Raw genomic sequence first — 16,905 nt, 5'->3', positions numbered from 1 at the left:
CTTAGGAGGACTTCATCCAGGAGAGAACCTGGCTGAGGTACTGCTTCATCTCCTTACGACCGACGATAGCGTCGAGGAAGCCGTGCTCGAGGAGGAACTCGGAGCGCTGGAAGCCCTCAGGGAGCTTCTGGCGGATGGTCTGCTCGATGACGCGGGGTCCGGCGAAGCCGATCAAAGCCCCGGGCTCCGCGATATTCAGGTCGCCCAGCATGGCGAAGCTCGCTGTGACCCCGCCCGTAGTCGGGTCGGTCATGACGGAGATGTAAGGGATCTTCGCGTCATCCAGCTTTGCGAGGCCGGCAGAGACCTTGGCCAGCTGCATCAGCGAGGCGATGCCCTCCATCATGCGGGCGCCGCCGGAGGCGGAGATGATGATGAGAGGGTGGCCGGTCTCGAGCGAACGGTCGACGGCGCGGGCGATGGTTTCGCCGACGACGGAGCCCATGGAGCCGCCGATGAAGCTGTACTCCATGACGGAGAGGACCACCGGGTGCGGTCCGAGATCACCGATGGCATTAACGATTGCGTCATTGAGGCCGGTCTTCTTCTGGGCCTCGGCCAGTCTTCCCTTGTAGGGCTTCAGGTCGGTGAACTCCAGCGGATCGGTGGAGCGAAGGCTTAGGTCCACGAGCTGATAGCCCGGTTCAAGAAGGCTTTCGACCCTGGGCCGTGCCCCGATCCGGAAGTGATATCCGCACTTTGGACAGACCTGGAGATTGGCTTCAAGGTCGGCCTTAAAGATGACCTGGTGGCACTTGGGGCAACGCACCCACAGACCTTCGGTGCGGACGGTCCGTTCGGAGTCGTTGACGATCTCATTCTCTTCGCGTTTGAACCAGCTCATGCCTTCTTGTGTGCCTTCCGGGGATGCCTGGACTATTGTAGTCGTTCGTTCGGATCAGCCGGTAATAATGCCCATGCACAGGATTGCGCAGGCGATGGCGAATACGTCTTCGCCAACGGTGACATGCCAGGTTTTGCATCCGATTCTGCCGGTGAGCTGATGCCGGAGCTGGTAGGCGGCGAAGGCTCCCACCAGCGCACCCAGGACGCCCAGGATGACGCCCTCGCTGTTCGGGGCATCGAGCGAAGTGGCGACGATGAGTCCAAGCAGGCCCCCGAAGAAGAGGCGGACGAAGAGCGCCCAGGGGCGGGTCGGCCGGGGCAGCTTTCCGAACTTGTCCAGCGTGTATTCGAGGGCAGCGAGCACGGTGAAGGCGATGGCGACGGGCAGGGTGGCGGCCCATGAGGCCCACGGATCGACGGGAAGCAGCTTAAGCCATGCAAACCAGCACAGGACCGTCATGGGCGTGAGCGTACGCATGCCGGTGATGAAACCGAGCAGAGGCACGGCAAGGAGCCACGTGAGGACCTCGAGTGTCATGAAGACAACTCCTTCTTTGGTCGTAGACACTTTACCTTGGACGAGGCTGTTGTCTTTAGAGGATGGACGAGCGGGAAGCGTATGAAGTCTCGACCGCACGTGAGAAGGGTCAAAATGAGTCGGTCCGCACCATAGGGCGCGGAGCGGACCGGGTGAGATCTAGAGACCGCGCTAGGCGACCGGCTGGGCCTGACGGAGGAACTCGTAGAGCGGGAACTGCTCTGCAAGCTCGGTGACCTCACCGCGAATCTTTCTCAAGGCCGCCGGATCATTGCGTTGATCGAGGGCGCGGGCGATCCAGGCAGCGATCTGCCGCATCTCGCCCTCTTTCATGCCGCGGGTGGTGAGGGCGGGCGTTCCGATGCGGATTCCCGAAGGCTTCATGGGCGGATTCGAGTCATATGGGATGGCGTTCTTGTTGACCGTTATACCCGCCTCTCCCAGCGCATTCTCGGCCTCGGAGCCGAACATGCCCTTCTGGAAGACGTCCACAAGCATCAGGTGATTGTCCGTGCCACCCGAGACGATACGGAAGCCTTCACCCGCGAGAGCCTCGGCCAGAACCTTTGCATTCGCCACGATCTGGTGAGCGTAGGTGGAGAAGGCCGGGTCAAGCGCCTCTTTGAAGGCGACTGCCTTGGCGGCCAAGATGTGCACCAGAGGTCCACCCTGCTGGCCGGGGAAGACGGAGCGGTCGACATTGGCGGCGAGGTCCTGCTGGCAAAGGATGAGTCCGGCGCGGGGGCCGCGAAGCGTCTTGTGAGTGGTGGTGGTGGTGACGTGTGCGTGCGGGACGGGCGAAGGATGGGCTCCGCCTGCGACCAGACCGGCGAAGTGAGCCATGTCGACCATCAGGTAGGCTCCGACCTTGTCGGCGATGGCGCGCATGCGCGGGAAGTCGAAGATGCGTGGGTAGGCAGAGCCTCCGCCGACGATGACCTTGGGCTTCTCGCGCAGGGCCAGGGCTTCGAGCTCGTCGTAGTCGATGGTCTCGGTATCCTTGCGGACTTGGTAGCCGACGATGCGGTAGAGCTTGCCGGAGAAGTTGAGCTTGTGACCGTGAGTCAGGTGACCGCCGTGGGCGAGGTCGAGACCAAGGACGGTGTCGCCCGGCGAGATGATGGACATGTAGGCGGCGGCGTTGGCCTGCGAGCCAGAGTGCGGCTGCACGTTGGCGTGTTCTGCGCCGAAGAGCTGTTTCGCGCGATCACGAGCGATGTTTTCGACGACATCGGCGAACTCGCAGCCGCCGTAGTAGCGCTTGCCGGGATAGCCCTCGGCGTACTTATTGGTGAAGACGGTTCCTGCCGCCTCGAGCACAGCCCGGCTGACGAAGTTCTCCGAAGCGATCATCTCGAGACCTTCGTGCTGCCGGATGACTTCGTTCTCAATCTGTGTGGCGATCTCAGGATCGGCTAAGGCGAGCGGCGCGTTCTGGTCGATGGGCATAGGGATATTTTATGTCCTGCCTCAGGGCGCTGTGCTAGGGAATAGGACCTAGAGCGGGGTTTACCCGTCTGGGTGGGGAGTGGGCGAGGGGCTGGGCGGTGGTACCGGAGAGATCGGGCGCCCTGCCCGGTACCACCCTGTTGCAGCTAAGTACTGTGCTTTCCTAGAAAATCTCCGATCCGGACCATGATGGCATCGGGGCCATCGACGGGGTCGGTGAGGACTTTGCGATAACGAAGGAAGCCGTGGATATGCCCTGGAACGTCGATATGTTCGACCGGGACCGAGTTTTGGCGGAGCCGTTCGGCAAGGGCTTCGCCTTCATCGTGGAGCACATCGAGGCCCGCGGTGATGATGAGCGACGGCGGGAAGCGATCGAGATGCGGAGAGTACAGCGGCGAGATGTAGGGATCGCGGCGGCGATCGCCCAGCTGGCCGAGATCCTCTCCGAGGTACTGCTCCCAGTACCAGCGCATGCGGTCGCCGGTCAGGGCGAAGCCTTCGCCAAAGCGGGTATAGCTGGGATAGTCGAGCGATACGTCGGTGATCGGGTACACGAAGACCGCGGCATCCGGCAGGGATGACTTGGACGCAGCAAGGTGGTGCAGCGCTGCGCCGAGGAGATGACCGCCGGCGCTGTCTCCGGCGACGGCAAGGTTTCGAATCTCGAGGCCGAACTCGCGGGCCAGTGATCGAACGTGATGCAGCACGTCGGCGACTTCAAGGATGGCCTGGGGGTGTGGGGCTTCGGGAGACAGGGTATAGTCCACGGTCGCGACGATGAAGCGTGTTCTCAGTGCCAACGCACGGCTCGCAGTGTCATGCGTCTCACGATTTCCAGCGACCCAGCCACCGCCGTGAACGTAAACGAGGAGAGAGTCCCGGGCGGCATCGGGCGACTCGTACCAGCGAAGCGGGACCGATCCGTGCGGGGACGGAGCGTTGCTGTCCCAGGTGCGAAGGACGGGTTCACCGGGACCGACCAGAATCTCGCTGAGTCTCTGGGTGGTGTAGCGGACCCCGTCGACGGTGGGAACGCCACCGGTGGGATCAGGGCGAAGGATACCGGCCAGCAGATCGGCGACCTGCGGGTGGGGGGCTTGAGTCTCTAAATCAACCGTGGGCATGAATGAATAGATTACCTTTCGGACTAAAAGACGCTGACACCTTCTTCGGTAACGAGCTGGTCTACGCCAATGTTCATGGCTTCGCCCAGCTTGCGGAACTCCTGGAGCCACTCTTCCGTCCAGTAGCTTCGATCGCTGCGGCGCAGCAGGTCGTTCCAGATGTTCTGCGCCTGCCAGAAGTTGGTCTCAAAGGGCAGCTGCCGGAAGGTCTCGGCCATCACCAGAGCGTCGGACAGCGCCTTGCTCATGACGGTGCTGTCTGCCCCGGCGGCCGCTTCCAGCTGGACCATCGCGCGCTTCATGCGCTGCCCGGCCGCGTACCCGAGCTCGGTGGCGTTGAGGGTAATGTGCTCCGCTTTGGCACGCTGGCCAAGCGAGAGTACTGAGTCAGCCTCGAAGTTGTCAGCCTCGATGGCCCGCCGCAGCATGGAGCCGATGGCGTAGTTGGCCACGACCTCCAGTGCCGGTGGGGGCGCCATTCCGCACTCATTCAGGAAGTCGACCAGAGAGGTGTGGTCCAGGTAGATCTTGCTGAGCGAGTTTTCCATCTCGGCTACTGTTTGCGTAAGGATTGCCTGCAGGATCCGGTGCTGCTCATCGGCGAAGAGCGAGAGCAGTGAGTAATCCATCCCGCCAAAGAGGTGATCGATCAGTCGAATGACCTCCGGCAGATTGGCGCGCCTCATGGCCTCGGCTACTTCATGAGAGAAAGTTTCAAAGGCTGCGATCTGTTGCGGGTCGGAGGAGTCGTAGCGTTTGACCGCAGCGGAGAGATTCTGGTCGCCAAGGTGCAGCACGGCAAAGCAGATCTCTTCGGTCTCCTCGGTGATACGCGAATCGACCCATGCCGCTCCCAGCGCGACGCGTCCGCGTCCGGAGCTGAAGACCTTATGGCTCTGGCGGCGGACGTTGTAGCAAAAGATCTCTCCCTGCTCCGGATAGGAGCGAAAGATGGAGCTGATTGCGTAGTGGGCGCCCACCTCTTCAAGGCCGATCTTCATCCCGGTCACATAACGGCGGTAGACCTCGGCGCCATTGCCGAGCTCCGGAAGATTGCTTTTGGCGGTGCCGAGGGTCTCGAGGAACTTCGTCTCCAGGGCCTCACCCTCTTTGCCGAAGAGTTGCGCGGCCAGCTGCAGGACCCTTGCGGCGTAGGCGATCACCTGGACAGTCTCGATGCCGGAGACCTCATCGAAGAACCAGCCGCAGCTCGTGTACATAAGCTGGGCATGACGCTGGAGCTCCATCAGCTCGAGCGCAAGCGTGCGTTCTGCCTGGGTAAGCTGATGGGTGGCGTGCTGTTCGAAGAAGGCGTCAATGTTAGACCGGGAGCGATTCAGGATGACCTGGATGTAGTCGTTGCGAGCTTCCCATAAATCCGTGAAGAGAGACGCGGAGAGCTTCTCGGCCATCGGGCAGGTAGCGTCGCGTAGTTCGTCGAGAGCCTGACGTAGCGGAGAGCGCCATTGCTGGTTCCATCCGGGGTGTCCGCCGCTGTTGCATCCGCAGTCGGAGCGCCAGCGTTCCACGCCGTGAGCACAGCTCCAGGAGGTGTCGTCGAAGATCTCGGCCTCCCAGGTCGGAGGATGCCTTGCCAGGAACGCGGCATAGTTGATCATCGGGGTGTGCTGGTCGTCTTCAAGCCAGTGGATCGCGTAGGAGAGGGCCATCTCGCCATGTTTGTGATGGTGGCCGTAACTTTCACCATCGGTCGCCACATGAGAGAGCAGGGCGGAGTCGTTGTCGCTGACCAGGGATTCGTCTCCAAAGCCCGTCAGCAGCCTGCGACCGAAGTCCACGCCGCTGTTCAGAAGACCTTCGAACGCGATCGCGCGTGAGTTGGGGCCGTTGTAGAAGAAGACGTCGATGGAACGGCCTGCATCCAGATTGACTCGATAGGCACGCCGCGTATCGACGGAGGAGTTCGGTGTCTCGGTCCAGGGTCGCTCTTCTTCTGCCTCGGCCTGATCGGTGGGAAGGGCGCCTTCGAGGCTGCGCACGCGCGCGCACTGGTGCGGAGCGAGGATGGTAAAGCGGATACCTTCCTGCGCCATCAGATCGAGCACGGCTCGGCTGGCAGCGGTCTCAGCCAGCCACATGCCTTCGGGTTTGCGTCCAAAACGGAACTCGAAGTCATAGATTCCCCAGCGAATCTGGGTGCGCGCATCCGCCTCGTTGGCAAGCGGCATGATGATGTGGTTGTAGACCTGTGCGATCGCCGAGCCATGCCCGTCATTGTGCTGAGCGCTGGTGTGGTCCGCATCGAGAATCATGCGATAGGTGCGTGGGGCAAAGTCGTGGAGCCAGCTTAGCAACGTCGGTCCGAAGTTGAAGCTGATCCATGTGTAGTTGTTCATGATCCGGATGATCTTGTTTTCAACATCGGTGATCCGGGAGGCACCGTTGGGCGCATAGCACTCCGCCGTAATGCGGTCGTTCCAGTCGTGGTAGGGCGCAGCAGAGTCCTGGACCTCTACCGTCTCAAGCCAGGGGTTCTCGCGTGGCGGTTGATAGAAGTGGCCATGAATACATACATAGCGCTGAAGCGGAGCAGAGATCTCACCCGCGTTCGGAGATTGTGTGGAGGTTGCCATCTTTCACCTTAGAGACGATTGTGCATGGCCGGGTTGGTATGGCGCCAGGATTCCCCTGAAAGCGGCATTACGCCCCAGCAAAAGGGATGACGTAACGATTTAAATCGTTTTGACACTGAATCGACGCGATCCGGAGCCGACCGTGTTACTCGTTGGTTGCTCCTGGCGATAGAGCGGTTCCATTCGCCAGATCGCAGGCCCGCCACATGTACCAGCTTGCAACGGATCGCCATGGCTCCCAGCGACGGGCCCGACGGCGCATGACCTCAGGCGACGGCAGATCGGCAGGGGTGACCTTCGCAGAGGGCTTGAGCCGGAGGAAGGTGAGGGCAAATCCTTTGCGAACGCCATAGTCGGAGACTGGCAGGACGTCTGGGCGGCCGAGCCGGAACATGAGAAACATCTCCACGGTCCATCGTCCGATGCCGCGGACCTGGGTGAGGCGCTCGATGACATCTTCGTCGCTCATCCGACGAATCCGCGCAAGTGTGGGGACGGTCCCATCCAGCGTCTTTGCTGCGAGATCGCGCAGGGCGAGCATCTTGTTCTTGGAGAGCCCGGCGGAGCGGAGCTGCTCGTTTGGGCAGTCCAGCAGATGCTGTGCAGAAGGATGAACCCCGACGCCACAGATCTGTTGGAAGCTGTCGAGCATACGCTGGTGAATGGTGGCAGCAGCTCTGCCATGAAGCTGTTGGTAAACGATCGATTTGACGAGAGCATCAAACGGGGATTGCGAGCTTGCCAGACGAAGCGTAAAAGGTCCCGCGCGCTCGATGAGGCGGCCGAGCTTCGGATCGGCAGCCGAGAGCTGGGCGATGGCAACATCGGGGTCGTAGGGAGGTCTGCGGGGACGGTGGATCGTTCGAGCCATGCGCAAGACCGTAACAGAGGAGGGCCGCTGAGGATGTGCGTTGAGGCGGGAAGGAAAAGAGATAAAGAATTTCAATTAGGACCGAATTGGTACGCATTTACAAGGGCGATACCTTTCGGGCAGGGTAGATATTGTGGTCAAAAGCCCTCCCAGCAAGTGAGTGCACGAGATGTTGTGCAGCTTTATATTGATTGCCGTTTCGTGGATTTCGATAATCGAAGTGCTGTCGGAATTTTCGCTTTCGAGTATCGGCCATCGGGGTTGGGAACGGCTTTTTCCACTGCTATACTCAGAATTTCTGAGAGAAGAAAATTTCTGGCTGAGGCCCTAGAGGCGGATGCCGCACGATCCGATGCACGAGATGGTCGGTGCAGTGAGCAAGATACACAACACCCTTGAACCCCTTCTTGGCCTGAGGACAGGCGAAGTGGAGAGGAAGCAGGAAAGCACTCATGGCGCAAGTTTTTGACCGCAGTTCGAACGCGCTGGCTCGCATGAGCCTGGTTTTGACGGGCCTGATCGTCATCGCGCTCGGCGTTGCCCTGAACGAGTTGCAACGATCCCCGTGGGTCACGAAGCAGGGGCAGCGGCCGGATCAGCCGATTCCCTTCAGCCACAAGCACCACGTCGAAGGGCTGGGGCTGCAGTGCCAGTACTGCCACACCCAGGTCGAAAAGGCTGCGTACGCGGGAATTCCTCCTACGAAGACCTGCATCAACTGCCACTCTCAGATCTGGACTAATGCGGATTACCTGGAGCCCGTACGCGAAAGTTGGGCGACCGGAGCTTCCATTCAGTGGATCCGCGTCCACGACCTTCCGGATTACGTTTACTTCAATCACGATATTCACGTGAACAAGGGCATCGGTTGCGCCAGCTGTCACGGCCGCGTTGACGAGATGCCGCTGATGTATCAACAGAACACGCTGCAGATGGAATGGTGCCTCAACTGCCATCGCAATCCCGCGGTCAACCTTCGTCCGACCTCGGAGATCTACAACATGGCGTGGGCTGGACCTTCGACCACGAAGCCGGTATGGTGCGCATCGACAGGTCAGGCCGGACCAACGGCAGGCTCTGTAACCTGCACGACGGATGATCCGACCAAGGCTGCTCCGGAGCTGGCGATGATGCAGAATCCAGCCGCTGTCCAATCGCAGAAGAACTCCTCCGCGGGCTATGGGCAGAGCGGAACCCAGCTGCAGCCCCACGCAAACACGGGTGAGGGCCAGACGGTAAGCGATGTTCCTCCAGGGATCGTAATGCCGGCAAGCTATGAGAAGTTCACCAGCCAGATAGAGCTGGGCAGATATCTGACGGCGCAGTATCACATTCGCACGCCGAATGAGCTTTCCAGCTGCGAGACGTGCCACCGATGAAGACGACAGAGATTGGGACACAACAGACAATGGCTGATACCAAGTCAACGATGCAGACCGAAGCGCAGGTGGTGACACAGATCGCTCCGGCAAAGATGACGATTGAGCAGGTTCGGGCGAAGCTTGACGGCAAGACGGGACGGCGCTTCTGGAAGAATCTGGATGAGCTGGCAGAGACCCCCGCTTTTCAAGAGCTGATGCGCGAGGAGTTCCCCCGGCAGGCTGGTGCGGGCGAGTGGGTCGATCCCGTCTCCCGTCGCGGCTTCCTGAAGGTGATGGGCGCTTCGTTTGCTCTCGCCGGACTGGCTGGATGCACCAAGCAGCCCGACGAGCCCATCTATCCCTATGTCAAGCAGCCGGAAGACCTGGTTCTGGGCAAGCCGATGTTCTTCGCTACGGCTCACCCCTTCCCGACCGGTGCCATTCCTGTCCTGATCAAGTCGGACTCCTTCCGCCCGATCAAGGTCGATGGCAATCCGGAGCACCCGATGTCGAAGGGAAGGTCTGATGCTCTCACGCAGGCGACCCTTCTGGATCTCTATGATCCGGACCGCTCGCAGCACGTTCGTCTGCGTGGACAGACCTCGAGTTTCGGCGAGTTTCAGACTGCCTTCCAGCAGGCAGCGAATAAGACCTCCGGCGGTCAGGGCTTGTACTTCCTGAGCGAGACGATCACCTCGCCCACGCTGGCAGCACAGTGGAAGCAGCTGCAGACGAAGTACCCTCAAGCGAAGCTGGTGCAGTGGGAGCCGGTCAATCAGGATTCCTCGCGGGCGGCCTCGAAGGCGGCCTTCGGAAGCTATGCCGATGCCCAGTACAAGCTCGAAAACGCTGATGTAATCCTGTCGCTGGATGCCGACTTCCTCGGTGGAATCGCACATCCCGGCTTCCTTCCCATGGCGGCCGCATATGCGGAACGGCACCGCTACGAAGAAGGCAAGACGCTGAACCGGCTCTATGTAGTGGAGTCGATGCCGACGGTGACCGGCTTCAAGGCAGAGCACAGGCTTGGCCTGAAGCCGAGCCAGATTGCACAGTTCGCAGATGCTCTGGTCTTCGGTTCGGCCCCCCAGGGTTTCAACCCAGACCAGCAGAAGTTCTTCACCGCCCTGCTTGGCGATCTTAAGAAGTCCAATGGCAAAGCGGTCGTCGTTCCCGGCGAGCAGGCTCCTGCCTCCGTACACGCCGCGGCCTATGCTCTGAATACGCTGATCGGCGCCGTCGGTAAGACGGTCGTTTATACCGAGACCGTCAATCCGATGCCGACCGAGCAGTTGCCTGAGTTGAAGTCGCTGGTGGCCGACATGAACTCCGGGAAGGTCCAGTGGCTGGTCATGCTGGGTGTCAACCCGGTCTATACGGCTCCCGCAGACCTCAACTTCCCGGACGCACTGGCCAAGGTTCCGACGACCGTTCATCTTGGAACTCATCTCGATGAGACCGGTTCGATCTCTACCTGGCACGTCAACAAGGCTCACTATCTTGAGAGCTGGTCGGACGCTCGCGCGTATGACGGAACGATCACGATCATTCAGCCGATGATTGATCCGATGTACGGCGGCAAGAGCTCGCACGACATCCTGCAGGCGCTGCTGGCAGATCCGCAGGCCTCGGCCTACGATGCCGTGGTTGCGAATGCGAAGACTTACATCAAGGGTGACTTTGCGGCAGGCTGGCGCAAGGCGCTCCACGATGGCTGGGTTGCAGATACGGCTTTCACGCCGAAGGCCGGCGTTCCGGCTCGCGTGACGGCGTTCCCGGCACCGACAACTTCCACATCGGGCTATGAGATCTCGTTCCGGCCCGACAGCTCGCTCTATGACGGTCGCTACGGCAACGTCGGCTGGCTGCAGGAGCTGCCCAAGCAGGTAACGAACCTGAGCTGGGATAACGCCGCTCTGGTCAGCATGAAGACCATGGCGGACCTGAAGGCGGAAGAGACGGACCTGATCGAGCTCGAGCTTGCAGGCCGCAAGGTGACGGCGCCTATCCTGATGGTTCCGGGCCATCCCGACGACACGATTACGGTTCATCTGGGCTTTGGCCGCGGCGTCGAGGCGGGTCGTGTGGGCTCGGGAGTCGGGTTCAACGCCTACAAGCTTCGTTCGACGACGGCTGTGCTTACCGGCTTCGGAGGCACAGGCAAGAAGGTCGCCGGAAGCTTCTATGACCTCTGCGTCACCAAGGTTCACAATACTGAGCACCGCGGCTCGTTTGCTCAGCACGACCTTGAGCGGCCTGAGTATGACACGCAGGGCACCTTCTCGCTGGCTGGACACGAAGCGATGGAGCGATCGATCATCCGCTACGCCACGGTGGAGGAAGCGGAGAAGAATCCGAAGTTCGCCGAAGAAGGCGCCAGCGGTACGCTAGTTAATAAAGTTGGGTACGGTCCGCAAGGCGAGAACCCGGCGCACGGCGATCCCGGCTGGAAGTCGCAAAAAGAAGTCAACCTGAGCATGTTCCCCGATGCCTGGCACTACGATCACATCGATCGCTCGTCACAGAAGATACAGAACGCCTGGGGCATGGCGATCGACCTGAACAGCTGCGTTGGCTGCAATGCATGCATCGTCAGCTGCTACGCGGAGAACAATATCCCCGTAGTCGGTCGCGAGCAGGTAAAGATCGGGCGCAACATGCAGTGGCTGCGCATCGACACGTACTTCGAAGGCGACCTGCATGCCCCCAAGGCGCACTTCCAGCCGATGGCCTGCCAGCACTGCGAGAACGCCGGTTGCGAGCAGGTCTGCCCGGTAGGAGCCACCGTCCACACTCCGGAAGGCCTCAATATGATGGTCTACAACCGCTGCGTGGGTACCCGGTACTGCTCGAACAACTGCCCGTACAAGGTGCGCCGCTTCAACTTCCTGCTGTACTCGGACTATGAGACTGAGAGCCTCAAGTTTATGCGCAATCCGGATGTGACGGTCCGTTCGCGTGGCGTGATGGAGAAGTGCAGCTACTGCGTGCAGCGCATCATGGCGGCCAAGATCACGGCCGACAAGGAAAATCGCGAGATTCGCGACGGCGAGATCGTTACGGCCTGCCAGCAGGCCTGCCCGACCGACGCCATCGTCTTCGGCAACATCAACGATAAGGCGAGCAAGGTCTCCAAACGCAAGGCCGCCGAGCGCGACTACGCTGTTCTGGGCGACCTGAACTACCGTCCACGCACAACCTATACGGCTGGCGTCATCAACCCGAACCCGGAGCTGGCATAAATGGCGACCAAACAACCCATCAATGACCCGATGATTGATCCGCGGACCGGCGAGTATGCGGTTATCGCTCCGGGGCACAACTTCAAATCGGTGACGCAGAAGATCGCCGGTCTGGTTCTGACCGGGAACACGCCCCTGGGCTGGTTCTTCGGCCTGATGGTGGCCGGCGGCGTCGCGACCCTGGTGGCCATTGCGGTGACCTGGCTGTTCCTCAAGGGTGTCGGCATCTGGGGTATCACGATGCCCGGAGCCTGGGGATTCGCGATCATCAACTTCGTCTGGTGGATCGGTATCGGGCACGCCGGGACCCTGATCTCGGCCATTCTGCTGCTGTTCAAGCAGACCTGGCGAAACTCGATCAACCGGTTCGCCGAGGCAATGACGATCTTCGCCGTTGTCTGCGCCGGTATGTTCCCACTACTCCACGTCGGCCGTCCGTGGCTGGGTTACTGGCTCTTTCCGTATCCCAACACGATGAACGTCTGGCCGCAGTTCCGCTCGCCTCTGGCCTGGGACGTCTTCGCGGTCTCGACCTACGCAACGATCTCGGTGGTGTTCTGGTATATCGGAATGATCCCGGACTTCGGCACTCTGCGCGATCGCGCGACGCTGCCACTGGCTCGCTACTTCTACGGCATGCTCTCGCTCGGCTGGCGCGGTTCGACGCGTCACTGGATCCGTTACGAGACGGCTTCGCTGCTTCTGGCCGGCCTCTCAACGCCTCTCGTGCTCTCGGTGCACACAGTCATCAGCTTCGACTTCGCGGTGGCGGCCCTGGCGGGATGGCACACGACTATCTTTCCGCCCTACTTCGTTGCAGGCGCCGTGTACTCCGGCTTCGCCATGGTGCTGACGCTGGCGATTCCGATCCGCAAGTTCTACCACATGGAGGACCTGGTTACTCTCCGCCACCTGGACAACATGGCAAAGGTCATGCTGGCGACCGGATCGATCGTCGCCTACGGCTACGGCATGGAGGTCTTCATGAGCTGGTACTCGGCCAGCCACTGGGAGTTCTTCATGATGTGGAACCGCATGTTCGGGCCGATGTGGTGGGGATACTGGGTACTGATTCTGACCAACATTGCGATCCCGCTGACCACGCTCTGGTCGCGTAAGCTCCGGGTCAATGTCGGTTACCTCTTTGTCCTTTCGTTCATCGTGAACATTGGTATGTGGTTCGAGCGCTTTGTCATCGTTGTGACTTCGCTCTACCGCGATTACCTTCCCTCCAGCTGGGGAACCTATGTCGCGACCAAGTGGGACTACATGCTCTTCATTGGGACCTGGGGCCTGTTTACCTGCCTCTTCCTGCTGTTCGTGCGCTTCCTTCCGATGATTCCGATGTCTGAGATCCGGATGATGCTGCCGCAGACGAAGATTACCCGCCGCGGACCCGACGCCGAGACGGTCATTGAGGAGACGACGTAATGCCGCGCAGAGAAGGAATCTACGGCCTGCTCGCGGAGTTCAATACTCCCGGGGAACTGGTGGCTGCGACCGAAGCGGCGCGCCACGCCGGCTATCGCCGCATGGAATGCTATACGCCTTATCCGGTGGAAGAAGCTGCCGAGGCCCTGCATTTCCACAAGAATCGTGTGCCTCTGGTCTGCCTTCTGGGCGGTCTGCTCGGAGTCACGACAGCTTTCCTGATGGAGACCTGGATCTCCGTTTGGGCGTACCCGCTGAATATTGCAGGGCGTCCCCTGTTCTCCTGGCCGGCGTTCATCATCCCGGCCTACGAGTGGACCATCCTGTTCTCCGGTCTATCCGCCGGGTTTGGCATGATCGCCCTGAACGGCCTACCACAGCTCTATCATCCCTTGTTCAATGCGCCGAACTTCCGCAACGGCGCGACGACCGACAAGTTTTTCCTGTGCCTGGAAGCGAACGATCCGAAGTTTTCGCCGGGCGAGACCCGGGCCTTTCTCGAGCAGTTTCACGCGGTCTCCGTGGTGGAGGTGGATCATTAATACCCAGAGCACGCACGGAAGGCTGAAGCTGTCCCTTGCTGCAACGATCGCGCTGCTGGCGACGATCGGCTGCCGCCAGGACATGCATGACCAGCCAAAGTTCTTCCCGCAACGCGGCACGACGCTCTATGCTGACGGACGCTCCGTGCGTCCGCAGGTGGACAACACGGTGGCTCGTGAGCAGCTGCACCAGGACTCATACTTTTACACGGGAATGGCGGATGGCAAGGAAGGTGATGGACTTCCCTTCCCGGTGACCCGCGAGGTCCTTGAGCGCGGACAGGAGCGCTACAACATCTATTGCACTCCCTGCCACTCTCGCGTCGGAAACGGCGAAGGGATGATTGTGCAGCGTGGATACGCCAAGGCTGGCAACTTCCATACCGCCCGCCTGGAAGCTGCACCTCTTGGTCACTTCTTCCACGTAATTACGAATGGCTACGGAGCGATGCCGGAGTATGCCGCGCAGGTAGCCCCGGTCGACCGCTGGGCGATCGCGGCTTACATTCGGGCACTGCAGCTGAGCCAGAATGCGACACAGGCGGATGTCGCCTCCGGTGCTCATGTGGAGCCGCTGTCGCAGGTCGCCGAACGCGAGGGTCTGCCGGCCGGCTTCCTCAAGGAGTGGAGTGTTCCAGAGACGGCAGTTACGGGAACGCCGAACGGCGAACCCCTGGTGCTTCCCGCGCCCGCCGCAGATTCTGGGAAACCGGCCGCCAATCAGCCCGCAGCGAAACAGCCCGCGGCAAACTCTGGAGCAGCACCCAAGCAATAACCTCGGAAGCTTCCGAATGAAGGCCTGAAAACGCATGTCACTTGGACACGAACATCACGGAGACGCAGGACACCACGACCACGGGCCGCGCGTGCTTCCTTCCTCGCTCGCCGCGCCTGAGGAGGCCATCAAGGCCTGGCGGACCCGTCTGCTGATCGTCGGCGCCGCCGCAACGCTGATCTCGCTCGCCTTCCTCCTCGTGAAGGGAGGCCCGGGCCATATCCTTCGGGCATACCTGATGGGTTTTATGGTCTCGTTTGGCTTTGCCGGCGGTGGGTTGGCGATGCTGATGCTGCAGTACGTCTCTGGTGGTAAGTGGGGCCTGGTGCTTCGTCGCCCCCTCGAAGCCATGTCGCGCACGCTGTGGCTGGTGGCCTTGATGGTGATCCCCGTCCTGGTCTTTATGAAGCATCTGTACCAGTGGGCGGCTTATCCGAATGCACAGGCTACGCTTCAGGCTTACAGGCATGGCCTGATGACGCAGGAGCAGATGCTGACGGCTAACGCCAAGCACGCGATGCTGAGTCCGGTATCCGCCATCGTCCAGACGGTTATCGTCTTCGGCATTCTGCTGACGATCATGACCCTGCTGAACCGCTGGTCGCTCCAGCGCGACGCGGACCCTCATGCGGGAACGCAGTCCAGCTTCGACTACTGGCGCATCAAGTTCGAAAACCTCTCCGGTATCAGCATCCTGATCTACGTCATTCTGCTCACGGATCTTGCGATTCTCCTCATCAAGTCGCTCGATGTCACCTGGTACTCGTCAATCTACGGTCTACAGTTTCTCGTGGGTCAGGGTTATCAAGTTCTTGCCCTCGGCATCCTGATCGTTATTCTGCTCTCGCGCTTCCAGCCGATGAAGACGTTGCTGCGAGTGACCGAGCAGCACGACCTTGGCAAGTTCGCCTTCGCGTTTACGATGTTGAACATCTACCTCTGCTTTGCAGAGTTCCTAATCATCTGGTCGGGCAACGTTCCGGACGAGATCCCGTGGTACTTGGCGCGCATCCATGGCGGGTGGTGGGTGATCTGTTCGCTCGACTTCATCTTCCATTGGCTGATTCCCTTCACGCTGTTGCTGTCTCGCGATTTGAAGCGCAACAAGCAGAAGATGATCTGGCTGGCATCCTGGATGATCTTTGCCCGCTGTGTCGATATGTTCTGGCTGATCGAGCCCAACTTCCCGGATGCTGCCGGCAACCTCCATCTCTCGGGAAATCTCGGCATCCTAGCCTACGTTACCGTCCCGGTCGCCGTACTTTCGATCTGGGGAGCCTACTACCTGACCGAGCTAATGAAGCGGCCGCTGATGAATGTCAACGATCCGCACCTCGAAGAGATGCTGGAGCCCGAACATGCCCACTAACGATCACGATCTGCACAGACCCGCCACGCACGACCCTCACCCCCATACCCAGGAGGAACCGGGGTATGAGACGACGGACGTCAATGTCAATGGCGTCGTAGTCTTCCTCTCCGGTCTCGCGGGCTCGGTATTTGTCTTCTTCATCTTTTGCTTCCTGATGGGTAAGGTCATCAACAGCGCCCTGCAGAAGTCAGATGGGCCGGCGGATAAATGGCATAGCCAACAACTCGGGGGCGGCCAGTTGGCGGGCGGCCAGTCGGCTCCAAAGGACATGCATAAGAACCTGGCCAGCAATCCCGAGATGGAGCAGCGAGAGTTGCAGATTGTAACCTCCGCCTTTCCTGAGCCGCGCGTTGATACCGATGATGGGAACCAGGCGACGGCGGATCTGCACGCGCGCGAAGATCTACTTCTGGACTACTACAGCAGCACGCCCGGCCAGCCGGGGATCCGGATTCCGATTGAGCGAGCGATGCAGTTGATCGCCCAACGCGGTCTGCCGGTCCATGCAAACCCGCCGGGAACAGAGATGAAGATGGTCGGCGATGCGGACCCTGAGATTCACGCGCCGCTGACGGATGGTTTCGCCCGCACTGGCTACGAGCTTGACCAGATCGAAGCTCGGAAGCAGAAGATGGACTTCGGCAAAGCGGAAGAGGCTGCGCACGCACAGTTGACACCCGTCCGGTAATCGGAAACGACGCAGAATCGGCCGGGAAAACCGGCCTAAAATAGAACCAGGGCCCTAAAGCCCAGCCAC

General features: G+C 60.5%; 13 protein-coding genes. 7 read left to right on the top strand and 6 right to left on the bottom strand.

Annotated features, from left to right (window positions below):
• Position 1 precedes the first annotated feature (1 nt).
• The 6 genes from accD to JAO29_RS18520 form a co-directional block, all read right to left on the bottom strand.
• Positions 2 to 844: an acetyl-CoA carboxylase, carboxyltransferase subunit beta gene (gene accD, locus JAO29_RS18545; RefSeq protein ID WP_334269755.1), complete on the bottom strand. Its 843-nt coding sequence runs from the start codon at positions 842 to 844 to the stop codon at positions 2 to 4.
• A 54-nt stretch (positions 845 to 898) separates the two neighbouring features.
• Positions 899 to 1,384 carry a DUF4126 family protein gene (locus JAO29_RS18540; RefSeq protein WP_334269754.1) on the bottom strand — a complete coding sequence of 162 codons (486 nt, stop codon included), beginning with the start codon at positions 1,382 to 1,384 and terminating at the stop codon, positions 899 to 901.
• Between the two features lie 171 nt (positions 1,385 to 1,555).
• Entirely contained in the window at positions 1,556 to 2,833 is a 1,278-nt protein-coding gene (glyA, locus tag JAO29_RS18535) for a serine hydroxymethyltransferase (protein WP_334269753.1), read from the bottom strand.
• Between the two features lie 146 nt (positions 2,834 to 2,979).
• Positions 2,980 to 3,960 (bottom strand): alpha/beta hydrolase, encoded by a 981-nt coding sequence (locus tag JAO29_RS18530; protein WP_334269752.1) that lies wholly within the window; start codon positions 3,958 to 3,960, stop codon positions 2,980 to 2,982.
• Between the two features lie 23 nt (positions 3,961 to 3,983).
• A complete protein-coding gene (locus tag JAO29_RS18525; RefSeq protein ID WP_334269751.1) occupies positions 3,984 to 6,554 on the bottom strand; it encodes a DUF3536 domain-containing protein in 2,571 nt (856 codons plus the stop codon).
• 145 nt (positions 6,555 to 6,699) lie between these two features.
• On the bottom strand, positions 6,700 to 7,425 hold the full coding sequence (locus JAO29_RS18520; RefSeq protein ID WP_334269750.1) for a DNA-3-methyladenine glycosylase family protein: 726 nt from the start codon (positions 7,423 to 7,425) through the stop codon (positions 6,700 to 6,702).
• 452 nt (positions 7,426 to 7,877) lie between these two features.
• Between JAO29_RS18520 and JAO29_RS18515 the strand changes: the two genes are divergently transcribed.
• From JAO29_RS18515 to JAO29_RS18485, 7 genes are all read left to right on the top strand, one after another.
• Positions 7,878 to 8,804: a cytochrome c3 family protein gene (locus JAO29_RS18515; RefSeq protein WP_334269749.1), complete on the top strand. Its 927-nt coding sequence runs from the start codon at positions 7,878 to 7,880 to the stop codon at positions 8,802 to 8,804.
• Entirely contained in the window at positions 8,801 to 12,028 is a 3,228-nt protein-coding gene (locus JAO29_RS18510; protein WP_334269748.1) for a TAT-variant-translocated molybdopterin oxidoreductase, read from the top strand. Before JAO29_RS18515 ends, JAO29_RS18510 begins: the two co-directional genes overlap by 4 nt.
• Entirely contained in the window at positions 12,029 to 13,459 is a 1,431-nt protein-coding gene (nrfD, locus tag JAO29_RS18505; RefSeq protein ID WP_334269747.1) for an NrfD/PsrC family molybdoenzyme membrane anchor subunit, read from the top strand.
• Entirely contained in the window at positions 13,459 to 14,001 is a 543-nt protein-coding gene (locus JAO29_RS18500) for a DUF3341 domain-containing protein (protein WP_334269746.1), read from the top strand. Before nrfD ends, JAO29_RS18500 begins: the two co-directional genes overlap by 1 nt.
• An 82-nt stretch (positions 14,002 to 14,083) precedes the next feature.
• Positions 14,084 to 14,776 (top strand): c-type cytochrome, encoded by a 693-nt coding sequence (locus tag JAO29_RS18495; RefSeq protein ID WP_334269745.1) that lies wholly within the window; start codon positions 14,084 to 14,086, stop codon positions 14,774 to 14,776.
• Between the two features lie 34 nt (positions 14,777 to 14,810).
• Entirely contained in the window at positions 14,811 to 16,145 is a 1,335-nt protein-coding gene (locus JAO29_RS18490; RefSeq protein WP_334269744.1) for a hypothetical protein, read from the top strand.
• Positions 16,135 to 16,836, top strand: a complete 702-nt coding sequence (locus JAO29_RS18485) for a hypothetical protein (protein ID WP_334269743.1) — start codon at positions 16,135 to 16,137, stop codon at positions 16,834 to 16,836. Before JAO29_RS18490 ends, JAO29_RS18485 begins: the two co-directional genes overlap by 11 nt.
• Positions 16,837 to 16,905: the final 69 nt, after the last annotated feature.

It is taken from the genome of Edaphobacter sp. HDX4 (assembly GCF_036877565.1).
Taxonomy (GTDB): Bacteria; Acidobacteriota; Terriglobia; order Terriglobales; family Acidobacteriaceae; genus Edaphobacter.
Note: the sequence above shows the minus strand (reverse complement) of the source record. Positions and strands in the feature narration are given on the sequence as shown.

What these genes read in the sequence shown, in the direction of transcription:
- accD (WP_334269755.1), bottom strand. Translation starts at nt 844, where the DNA reads ATGAGCTGGTTCAAACGCGAAGAGAATGAGATCGTCAACGACTCCGAA.
- JAO29_RS18540 (WP_334269754.1), bottom strand. Translation starts at nt 1,384, where the DNA reads ATGACACTCGAGGTCCTCACGTGGCTCCTTGCCGTGCCTCTGCTCGGT.
- glyA (WP_334269753.1), bottom strand. Translation starts at nt 2,833, where the DNA reads ATGCCCATCGACCAGAACGCGCCGCTCGCCTTAGCCGATCCTGAGATC.
- JAO29_RS18530 (WP_334269752.1), bottom strand. Translation starts at nt 3,960, where the DNA reads ATGCCCACGGTTGATTTAGAGACTCAAGCCCCCCACCCGCAGGTCGCC.
- JAO29_RS18525 (WP_334269751.1), bottom strand. Translation starts at nt 6,554, where the DNA reads ATGGCAACCTCCACACAATCTCCGAACGCGGGTGAGATCTCTGCTCCG.
- JAO29_RS18520 (WP_334269750.1), bottom strand. Translation starts at nt 7,425, where the DNA reads ATGGCTCGAACGATCCACCGTCCCCGCAGACCTCCCTACGACCCCGAT.
- JAO29_RS18515 (WP_334269749.1), top strand. Translation starts at nt 7,878, where the DNA reads ATGGCGCAAGTTTTTGACCGCAGTTCGAACGCGCTGGCTCGCATGAGC.
- JAO29_RS18510 (WP_334269748.1), top strand. Translation starts at nt 8,801, where the DNA reads ATGAAGACGACAGAGATTGGGACACAACAGACAATGGCTGATACCAAG.
- nrfD (WP_334269747.1), top strand. Translation starts at nt 12,029, where the DNA reads ATGGCGACCAAACAACCCATCAATGACCCGATGATTGATCCGCGGACC.
- JAO29_RS18500 (WP_334269746.1), top strand. Translation starts at nt 13,459, where the DNA reads ATGCCGCGCAGAGAAGGAATCTACGGCCTGCTCGCGGAGTTCAATACT.
- JAO29_RS18495 (WP_334269745.1), top strand. Translation starts at nt 14,084, where the DNA reads ATGCATGACCAGCCAAAGTTCTTCCCGCAACGCGGCACGACGCTCTAT.
- JAO29_RS18490 (WP_334269744.1), top strand. Translation starts at nt 14,811, where the DNA reads ATGTCACTTGGACACGAACATCACGGAGACGCAGGACACCACGACCAC.
- JAO29_RS18485 (WP_334269743.1), top strand. Translation starts at nt 16,135, where the DNA reads ATGCCCACTAACGATCACGATCTGCACAGACCCGCCACGCACGACCCT.